At 63.1% G+C, this 9,431-nt stretch carries 11 protein-coding genes; 8 read left to right on the forward strand and 3 right to left on the reverse strand.

Translation table 11 applies throughout. The features are described from left to right. A partial coding sequence (locus WCB02_RS20500; protein WP_423960884.1) for a GNAT family N-acetyltransferase occupies positions 1 to 1,503 on the forward strand: 1,503 nt, incomplete at its 5' end. A gap of 70 nt (positions 1,504 to 1,573) precedes the next feature. Here the strand turns inward: WCB02_RS20500 and WCB02_RS20505 are convergent. After that, positions 1,574 to 2,071, reverse strand: a complete 498-nt coding sequence (locus tag WCB02_RS20505) for a phage holin family protein (protein WP_423960886.1) — start codon at positions 2,069 to 2,071, stop codon at positions 1,574 to 1,576. Next, entirely contained in the window at positions 2,068 to 2,349 is a 282-nt protein-coding gene (locus tag WCB02_RS20510) for a hypothetical protein (protein ID WP_423960888.1), read from the reverse strand. The genes WCB02_RS20505 and WCB02_RS20510 overlap by 4 nt, the downstream gene beginning before the upstream one ends. Before the next feature lie 196 nt (positions 2,350 to 2,545). Between WCB02_RS20510 and WCB02_RS20515 the strand changes: the two genes are divergently transcribed. Genes WCB02_RS20515 through WCB02_RS20525 form a run of 3 tightly spaced genes read left to right on the forward strand, consistent with a single transcriptional unit; the run spans position 2,546 to position 5,572 of the window. Next, positions 2,546 to 3,682, forward strand: coding sequence for an MlaE family lipid ABC transporter permease subunit (locus WCB02_RS20515; RefSeq protein ID WP_423960890.1), 1,137 nt, complete (start codon positions 2,546 to 2,548; stop codon positions 3,680 to 3,682). Positions 3,683 to 3,684: 2 nt separating this feature from the next. Then, complete coding sequence (locus WCB02_RS20520; RefSeq protein ID WP_423960892.1) at positions 3,685 to 4,464, forward strand: ABC transporter ATP-binding protein; 780 nt, start codon at positions 3,685 to 3,687, stop codon at positions 4,462 to 4,464. A 4-nt stretch (positions 4,465 to 4,468) separates the two neighbouring features. Continuing rightward, the gene (locus WCB02_RS20525; RefSeq protein ID WP_423960894.1) at positions 4,469 to 5,572 is read left to right on the forward strand and encodes an ABC-type transport auxiliary lipoprotein family protein; all 1,104 of its coding nucleotides are present in this window, start codon (positions 4,469 to 4,471) and stop codon (positions 5,570 to 5,572) included. Between the two features lie 18 nt (positions 5,573 to 5,590). Here the strand turns inward: WCB02_RS20525 and WCB02_RS20530 are convergent, their stop codons facing one another. Further along, positions 5,591 to 5,905 carry a c-type cytochrome gene (locus tag WCB02_RS20530; RefSeq protein WP_423960896.1) on the reverse strand — a complete coding sequence of 105 codons (315 nt, stop codon included), beginning with the start codon at positions 5,903 to 5,905 and terminating at the stop codon, positions 5,591 to 5,593. A gap of 155 nt (positions 5,906 to 6,060) precedes the next feature. Between WCB02_RS20530 and WCB02_RS20535 the strand changes: the two genes are divergently transcribed. From WCB02_RS20535 to WCB02_RS20550, 4 genes are all read left to right on the forward strand, one after another. Beyond that, positions 6,061 to 6,774, forward strand: a complete 714-nt coding sequence (locus WCB02_RS20535; RefSeq protein ID WP_423960898.1) for a helix-turn-helix domain-containing protein — start codon at positions 6,061 to 6,063, stop codon at positions 6,772 to 6,774. A gap of 109 nt (positions 6,775 to 6,883) precedes the next feature. Beyond that, positions 6,884 to 7,018, forward strand: a complete 135-nt coding sequence (locus WCB02_RS20540) for a hypothetical protein (RefSeq protein ID WP_423960900.1) — start codon at positions 6,884 to 6,886, stop codon at positions 7,016 to 7,018. 200 nt (positions 7,019 to 7,218) lie between these two features. Continuing rightward, entirely contained in the window at positions 7,219 to 8,193 is a 975-nt protein-coding gene (locus tag WCB02_RS20545) for a Bug family tripartite tricarboxylate transporter substrate binding protein (RefSeq protein ID WP_423960901.1), read from the forward strand. Positions 8,194 to 8,646: 453 nt separating this feature from the next. Further along, entirely contained in the window at positions 8,647 to 9,396 is a 750-nt protein-coding gene (locus tag WCB02_RS20550; RefSeq protein ID WP_423960903.1) for a Crp/Fnr family transcriptional regulator, read from the forward strand. The last annotated feature ends 35 nt before the right edge of the window (positions 9,397 to 9,431 follow it).

The following is a 9,431-nucleotide window of genomic DNA, read 5'->3' on the forward strand; positions in this document are numbered from 1 at the left end:
CTGGTGAACAAGTACCACGAAAAGCACCGCCGTGGGGCCAAGCCGGTTTTGGCGGTCTGGGTCGGCGCGGAGCAGAATGTGGTCCAGACGCTCAGCAGCGCCGGCATTCCGAATTATCCGACGGAAGACGATGCCGTGCGCGGCTTCATGCACCTGGTGCGTCACCGCGAGGTCGTGCAGGCGTTGATGCGGGTGCCGCCGGCCATGCCGAGCGCGTTTGCTCCGGATCTCGATGCGGCGAGGAACATCGTCGCCACGGTGCTTGCCGATGGCCGCGCCTGGCTCGACCCGGTCGAGGTCAAGCGGTTGCTGGAGGCCTATGACATCGCGATGGTGCCGACGTTTGCCGCCACCGATGTCGAGCAGGCCGTGGGCTACGCATCGCATCTGTTCACGACAGGCGCCACCGTCGTGCTCAAGATCAACTCGCGCGACATCATTCATAAATCGGACGTTGGCGGCGTAGTTCTGAACCTGACGAACCCCGAAGCGGTCCGCATTGCCGCCACGAATATTCTGGCGCGTGCCAAAGCGGCGCGGCCGCAGGCGCGAATATCCGGCGTCATCGTGCAGGCCATGGTCGTGCGAGCCAAGACGCGCGAACTGATCCTGGGCGTCACCGATGATCCGACGTTCGGGACCGTCATCGTGTTCGGCCGCGGCGGAATCGCCGTCGAGATCATCAACGACAAGGCGCTGGCGCTGCCGCCGCTCGATCTGCAATTGGCGCGCGATCTCATCGAACGCACGCGCGTCTCGCGGCTGTTGTGCGCCTACCGCGACGTGCCCGCGGTCAGGCCGGATGCGGTCGCGATCGTTCTGATGAAGCTAGCGCAGATGGCGGCCGATATTCCCGAGCTTCGCGATCTCGACATCAATCCGCTGCTCGCCGACGAAACCGGCGTGATGGCGGTCGACGCCCGCGTCGCGGTCGGGCACGCGGCGGCGAAATTCAAGGGGTCGGGTCCGGCCAATTTCGCGGTGCGGGCCTATCCCTCGCAGTGGGAGCGGCATCTGAAGGTCAAGGACGATTGGCAGGTCTTCGTACGGCCGATCCGCCCCGAGGACGAACCTCTGATCCACGAACTGCTGCGCCACGTCACGCCGAACGATCTGCGCCTGCGCTTCTTTGCGCCGATGAAGGAATTCTCCCATGACTTCATCGCCCGCCTGACGCAGCTCGACTATGCACGCGCGATGGCGTTCGTGGCGTTCGACGAAGCCAGCAACGAGCTGGTGGGCGTGGTCCGGATTCACTCCGATTCGATCTACGAGAGCGGCGAATACGCGATCCTGCTCAGGTCGGATCTCAAGGGCAGGGGGCTGGGCTGGGCGCTGATGCAGCACATCATCGACTATGCAAGGTCCGAAGGCCTCAAGGTGATCTCGGGCGATGTGCTGCGCGAAAACGCCACCATGCTGGAAATGTGCCGAGGCCTCGGCTTCGAGGTCAAAGCGGATCCGTCCGAGCACGATCTCTGCAATGTCCGGCTGGTGCTTTAGTCCAGGGTGACCCGGCCGGCGTCCGGCGTGCCGGCCTTGTTTGGTGGCGTCCACGCGCAAGGTAAAGTGATCATTTCGGTTCGGCTACATTTTGTTCGGCCGCGGCAGTGTTCGGTTTCGCCGGTCTCTTCAGGCTGTTCATGATGATGGTGATCAGTGGCACGATCAGCAATGGCAGGATTCCGTTCAAGGGATGATGGACCACCCCGGCAACCTGGGACTGCAGCGCGCGCGCCTCGACTTGCAGCGCGTCGATCGACGCGTCGTGAATTTCGCTGGCGAGTTCGAGCTCGCGTCCCGATGGAGGCCGGGAGGCGATCAGAAACAGCAGCCCGGCAATGGCAAAGTTGACCGCGCCGAGAATGGCGGCGGCCGAAATGGCGGTCCAGATCTGAACCAGGGCGAAATAGGCGGAAAGCTCCAGCATCAGCAGGCCGAATGCCGCGATCAGCGCCGCGAAGGCACGCAGGCCGAGGCCGACCAGCAGATGGTGCAGCCTGATATCGGCGATGATCCGGTCGGTGCGCCAGAGCATGCGCAGATGCTTGATCACGTTCTCGCTATTCATCTCGAGTGTCTCCTCAGCAACAGCCCGACGACGATGCCAAGCGCGAACGCCGAGGCAAGCGAGGCGATCGGACGCTCCGATATCAGCTTGACGAGTTGCTCTTCATCTTGACCCAAGGTTTCGCCGAGACCGTTCAGCGCGGCCTTGACCTGGTCGGCGAGGGCATCGGCGCGGCTCCTCGATGATTCGCGGATGTCCTCGCCGGTCATGCTGAGAATGCGCGACATGTCGCGCTTCAGCGCCTGCAGCTCATCGGCTAAGGCGGCTTTGTCGAACATCGCCACTCGTCCTTCATATTCAAGTGAGAAATCCTAGGCAAAGCGTGGACGCAGCGCTTGATTTGCGTCAACAGCTCCGCGCGTCCTCGGGACGAACGGCCGACTTGAGGCAGGTCAATCGGAGGCCTGCGGCAGCGCCTAGGAGTTAAAATGGACGGCATCGGCAAATGCCTCCGCTCGAGAGAGGAACAAGGTCTTGGGATCGACACCCCTGCTGACAGCCACGCCGGACGGCGATACGATCGAGTTGCATCCGGGCGGGTCCTGGACCGCCGCCAATGTGAGAAGCCTGGAGACGCTCTCCGAAGCTGTCGTGGCTGAACTCGATCGCGCGGAACGCGTCAAGCTTGACATGACCGGCGTGAACGAGCTCGATACGGTCGGCGCCTGGATATTGGAAAAAATCTCGCGGCGCGCCGTGGCGGCAGGCCATCGCAGCGAGGTGGTCGGTGTCGCCGACAATTATGCCGGCCTGATCGAGGAGATCCATCAGGTCAACCGCCGCAATCCGGCGCCGGTGAGCGCCCCCAATCCACTTTTCGCGAGGCTCGGCGACGTCGGCCGTTACGCGACGAGTACGTCGCAAGACGTCGCGGTGTTCCTGCAGATGCTGGGCTCGCTGTTCGTGGCCCTGATCGGCGTGCTGCGCCGGCCGCGCTCGCTGCGCGTCACCTCGCTGGTCTATCAGCTCTACAAGGTCGGCTTCCAGGCGATCCCGATCATGGTGCTGATCACCTTCCTGATCGGCGCCATCATCGCGCAGCAGGGCTTCTTCCACTTCCGAAAGTTCGGCGCCGAATCCTATACGGTCGACATGGTCGGCATCCTGGTGCTGCGCGAGCTCGGTGTATTGATCGTCGCGATCATGGTCGCCGGCCGGTCCGGCAGCGCCTACACCGCCGAACTCGGCTCGATGAAGATGCGCGAGGAAATCGACGCGCTGCTGACCATGGGGCTCGATCCCGTCGAAGTGCTGATCCTGCCCCGCATCGTCGCGCTGATCATTGCGCTTCCGATCCTGAGCTTCATCGGCTCGATGGCAGCGCTCTACGGCGGGGGATTGGTGGCGCAATTCTACGGCGATATGGGACCGGCGATCTTCATCGCGCGGCTGCATGATGCGGTGTCCGTGACCAGCTTCAAGGTCGGCATCATCAAGGCGCCGTTCATGGCGCTCGCAATCGGCATCGTCGCCTGCAGCGAGGGCTTGCGCGTTCTCGGCAGCGCCGAGTCGCTCGGCAGGCAGACGACGACCTCGGTGGTGAAATCGATCTTTCTGGTGATCGTGCTCGACGGATTGTTCGCGGTCTTCTTCGCATCGATCGGAATGTAGCGATGCAGGAAGCGGCTCCAGAGTTCGCCATTCGCGTCAGCGATCTCGTGGTCGGTTTCGGCCGGCAGATCGTGATCGATCATCTGTCGCTCGACGTCATCAGAGGCGAGATCCTCGGCCTGGTCGGCGCGTCCGGCGGCGGCAAGTCGGTCTTGATGCGCACGATCATCGGCCTCATCCCACGTCGCAGCGGCACGATCGAGGTCATGGGCCGGGCGATCAGCGGCGCCCAGGACCGCAGCACGCAGAGCGCCGCCGGACGATGGGGCATTCTGTTCCAGCAGGGTGCGCTGTTTTCGTCGCTCACCGTGCGGCAGAACATCCAGTTTCCGTTGCGCGAAAATCTCGTGATCTCGCAGACGCTGATGGACGAGATCGCGACCGCCAAGCTCGAAATGGTCGGGCTGTTGCCGGAAGATGGCGACAAGTTTCCGGCCGAGCTCTCCGGCGGTATGACCAAGCGGGTGGCGCTGGCCCGTGCGCTAGCGCTTGATCCCGCGATCGTCTTTCTCGACGAGCCGACCTCGGGGCTCGACCCGATCGCGGCCGGCGAGTTCGACGGCCTGATCCAGACCTTGCAGAAGACGCTCGGATTGACGGTATTCATGGTCACCCATGACCTCGCCAGCCTGAACGTCGTCTGCAACCGCGTCGCGGCACTGGCGGACGGCAAGATCGTGGCGATCGGGCCGATGCGCGAACTGCTTCAATCCGAACATCCCTGGGTGCGGGCCTATTTCCACGGCAAGCGCTCCCAGATGCTGCAACCCGAAAAGAGCTAGAGATATGGAAACCCGCGCTCCCTTCGTTCTCATCGGTGGCTTTGTGCTGGTTGCGATAGCCGCCGTGTTCGGCTTCGTCTACTGGCTCAACAACACCGGCGGCCTCGGGCCGCGCACCGCCTACCACGTCCAGTTCGAGGGCTCGGTGCCGGGGCTCATGGTCGGCGCGGCGGTGCTCTTCAACGGAATCCGGGTCGGCGAGGTCACCGATCTCGGTCTCGTTCCCGATAGTCCGCGCCGCGTCAACGCCACCATCTCGGTAGCTGTGACCACGCCGGTCCGCGCCGATACCAAGGTCGGCCTGGAATTCCAGGGGTTGACCGGCGTGCCCGTGATCGCACTGGAGGGCGGCGCGCAACTGGCAGGTTCAGGACCGGTTCCGACCTTGATCGCAGAGCCGGGTGCGGGCCAGAGCATGACGCAGGCCGCGCGGGACGCGCTGCGGCGGGTCGATTCGGTATTGGCCGAAAATTCCGAGCCGCTGAAGGACACCATCGCCAACTTCAAGATCTTCTCCGAGGGCCTGGCGCGAAACACCGGCAAGCTCGATGGTATTGTCACGGGCCTGGAAAAGATGACGGGCGCAGGCACGCCAGTGCAGAAGATCACCTACGATCTGCGCGCGCCGAAGGACTTCGGTCCGGTCAGCAAGACCATCAAGGGGCAGTTGGCGATCCCCGAGCCGACCGCGGTCGCGATGCTGGAGACGCAGCGCATGCTGTTCTCGCCGACCAAGGACTTTCCGAATTTTGCCGATTTCCTCTGGGCCGACAGCATCCCGAAGCTGCTGCAGGCAAGGCTGATCGACGGCTTCGAGAATTACGATCTGGCGCACGCCCCGTTGCGGGCCGCCGATGTCGGCCAGACCGACTTCCAGCTTCTGGTCGATGTCAGGCGCTTCCAGGTTGCGCTGGATTCCACGCCGCAAGCCGAGATCGAACTGTCCGCCCGGATCCTGGACAAGAACGGCAAGGTCCTCGCTTCGCGCATGTTCGCCGAGACCCAGACCTTCGATCAGATCGAGCCGGCCGCGGCGGTTGCAGCGTTCGACGATGCGTTCGGCCGGCTGGCGAAGGAGATGATCGGCTGGACGGTCCAGGCGCTGTAAGCTCTTGAGTAGCTGACGCTATTCGAGGGTCTTCAGATACGACAGGAAGTCGTGGATCCGATCGGGATCGAGCTGAAATTCCGGCATCGCCGGGTGGCCGGTCTCGATGCCCTCGGCCAGCGATTCGGCGAGCGACTCCACCGGATAGTGCAGATGCAAGGTTCGAAACGGCGGCGCGGTCGGAAGCGGGCTCCGGCCGACGCGGCCGGTCGCGTGGCATTGTGCACAATGCGATTGCGCAAAGGTCCTACCGCGTTGTTCGGAGGAGGTAGCAAACGCTGGCGCTGCCAGCGCCAACGCGATGAGGGCCTGAATGAGAACGGATCGCAACATCACACATTGGTCTTTCTGATGCAGGAGCAAGGATATGAGGACCAACATCGGCCCAATTGATCTGCATCAATGGCGGTCCTGCGGATCGTCTAAGATGCGGCCAGATCAAGGGTTTGCGGACATTTTCGTCGCGGCCTGAGCATCGGGGGCCGTGGATGAAGACTTCCGTCGTTGCAGTCGAACCGACCGGGCATTTCTGCGTCGATTGTTCGGTGCGCCAGTTCAGCCTGTGCGCTCCGCTCGACAAGTCCGAAATCCGGGAGTTCGAGCAGTTGGGCCGGCAAATTCAATTTGCGCCCTGCGAGACCGTGTTCGCGCAGGAGGAAATGACGACCTCGTTCTACAATCTGCTCGAGGGCGTGATGCGCGTCTACAAGCTGTTGCCCGACGGCCGCAGGCAGATCGTAGGCTTCGCTCTGCCGGGCGACTTCCTGGGGATGAGCGACACCGCCCGCCACGGTTTCTCGGCCGATGCGATCGGTCCGGTTTCGGTTTGCCGGTTCGGCAAGTCCGCGTTCAGCCGGTTTGCGGAGGACAAGCCGCATCTGTTGCGCCGGATCAACGAATTGGCGGTTCACGAGCTGAACCAGGCGCGCGACCATATGGTCCTGCTCGGGCGCCGCTCCGCGGAGGAAAAGGTCGCGACCTTCCTGATCGGCTGGCGCGACCGGCTGGATCAGCTGAGGGGAGCGTCGGCAAGCGTACCTTTGCCGATGAGCCGGCAGGACATCGCCGACTATCTCGGCCTGACCATCGAAACGGTAAGTCGCACTTTCACCAAGCTGGAGCGCGAGGGCGTGATCGAAATCATACCGGGTGGCGTCTGCCTGCGGGACCCCGAGCGCGCCGCAGCCTTGGCGGCAGCCTGAATAGCAAGCCGGCCTCAACAAGCTTCGATGTCTTTGATCCCGATCAATGACCATTGAGCCGCGCTCGGAAAGATTCCTTCCAAATCAAAATTGAAGGGAGGGGATCGATATGCCTGTCGACGCAATATTGGTGAGCCTTGCAGTGACGGTGGTTTTCGTGGCCTTTGCGGTGGTGCTGGCGTGGGCCGATCATCACACGGGGTCGCAGGCCGCCGCGCAACCGCAGAAGCGGCGCGATCTCTGAGAGGATCGGCAAGGCGCCGCGGCAGCGCGCCAAGAGCCCGAGCCCGACCCCCGGCCGCAGCGTCTTTGTCCGGAGATCGCTGCCAAGCGGACCGTTGCCAACGGGACGGTTGCCAAGAGTTGGGCGAGAGGGCAATCTTTCGCCGAAGGATTGCGGCTGGCTGATCAAAACACGCATCCGGTTCAATGGGAGGTGTTGCGATGCGCCTGCGGCTTGGTCGGCTGGCTTTGATCCTCGCCCTGCTTCCCGGTGCGACCGCAGCGGTCGCGCAGTCGACTTACCCGGACAGGCCGATCAGGATGATCGTGCCGCTGGCTGCCGCCAGCGCGGTCGACGTCGCCGCACGGATCGTCACGCAGAAGATGGCCGAGAATATGGGCCAGCAGATCGTGATCCTGAACCAGCCCGGTGCGTCCGGCCTGATCGGCGCCGAGCAGGTCGCCCGCGCCGAGCCGGACGGCTACACGATCGGAGGCTTCAACGACAGCATCATGACCATGGTGCCGAACCTGCAGTCCAACATGCGTTGGGACATTCTGAAGGATTTCGTGCCGATCTCGCTTGTCGCGACCGTGGAATGGGGACTAATCGCGGGCAATCAGACCGGTTACAAGACCGCAGCGGACCTGATCGCCGCCGCGAAGGCCGCACCCGGAAAGATCGATTATGGCTCCGGGGGCCCCGGCAGTCCGCAGCATCTGGCGATGGCGATGTTTGCGTCCGCGGCTGGCATTTCCCTGATGCACGTGCCCTACAAGGGCGCGACGCAGGCGGCGACCGATGTAGCCGCGGGGCAGATCCCGGTCGCTTTCCAGGGGCTGGGAACCGTGGCGGCGCTGGTCCGCGGCGGCCAGGTCAGGCTCATCGGCGTGTGCACGGAAAAGCGGCTGCTGCAGTTTCCGGACACGCCGACCATTTCCGAATCCGGGCTGCCCGGCTTTTTCTTCAATTCCTGGTTCGCGATGCTGGCGCCGGCAGGCACCCCGAAAGAGATCGTCGCCCGGTTGAACGCCGAAGTCTTGAAAGCGCTCGGCGACCCCGACGTGCGCCACAAGCTCGAGGATCTGGGTTTCGCGCTGCGCGGCAGCACGCCTGAGGAACTCGGTGCCTTGACGCGCGAGCAACTCGCCAAGTACGCGCGGCTAATAAAGGATATGGGCATTGCCAATGAATGAGGTTGGCGGCACGGGTATTTTGCTGCCGGTTTGCTCAGTCGCAACCGCAACGATCTTGATCGCTTGCTGCGGCGAAACCGGCGCCGTCTTTCCCGCCGCCAGGGACGACGATGGAACCGAAAATGCCAGCTGTGGGATCGCTCATTGAGACCAGCCTCCCTCGCTTCGGATGCCGCAGGCGACCGATCGGGATTTGAACTAAGTCCGGTTTGTTCATACTCATGAATATACGGCGAGTTGGCGACACCACGATCTCCGCTGTACCCGCCGCAAGCATCCGAACTCGGGCATCTACCGTTAGCGCCGAGTTGTTTCCAACCGTGTTTCTGATCTACGTGACCCGTTTCTGCCGCCAATTTGCGCCAAAAAAGCGGTTTGAGGTTGAAAATGCGACGGACGTCGACTACGGAAGCGCATAGGTACCCTGCTGTTCCCTTGGGAGTCCTAACCGGCGTGACTCAGGACAAAATGGGAGACGCTCGCCGCCTGTCGGGCAACAAACTGGCGGTGCTGCGCAAGCATCCGATCTTCTGCGATCTGGAACCGGATGCGTTCGATCAGCTTTGTCGATACGCGAAGCACACGTTGGTCAAGCGGGGAGCCACGATCTGCTCCAAAGGAGATCCCGGCAACAGCCTGTTTGCGGTGATCTCGGGCACGGTGAAAATCAGTGTTTCCTCCCCCGACGGTCGCAATGCGATCCTGAATCTGGTCCATGCCGGCGAGCTGTTTGGCGAAGTCGCGGTGCTCGACGGATTGGAGCGCACCGCCGACGCCACCGCCAATACCAATTGCGAACTCTTCGTGATCGATCGCCGCGAGTTCCTCCCCTTTGTACGAGGCCAGCCGGAGCTCGCGATGAAATTCATCGAGCTGCTCTGTGCCCGGCTGCGCTGGACCAGCGAGCAGGTCGAGCAGGTGATCCTGCAGGACTTGCCGGGCCGGTTGGCCAGCGCGCTGCTCGGCCTGACCGACAAGCGCAAGCTCGAACCCGGAAGCCGAACCATCTCCATCACGCAGCAGGAAATCAGCGAGATGGTCGGCATGACCCGGGAAAGCATCAACAAGCAGTTGCGGGCCTGGGCCTTGCGCGGCTGGGTGCGGCTGGAGCACGGCGCGATCGTCGTGCTCGATGCCGCATCGCTTCGGGAGCTTGTCGAAGTCGGATCGGAGGCAGAGCGCGTCGCCCACGATGTGCGATGACGCTTTGAGGTCTCCGGCTGCGTCGGGTTGGGAAG

This window comes from Bradyrhizobium sp., assembly GCF_049581145.1.
Taxonomy (GTDB): domain Bacteria; phylum Pseudomonadota; class Alphaproteobacteria; order Rhizobiales; family Xanthobacteraceae; genus Bradyrhizobium.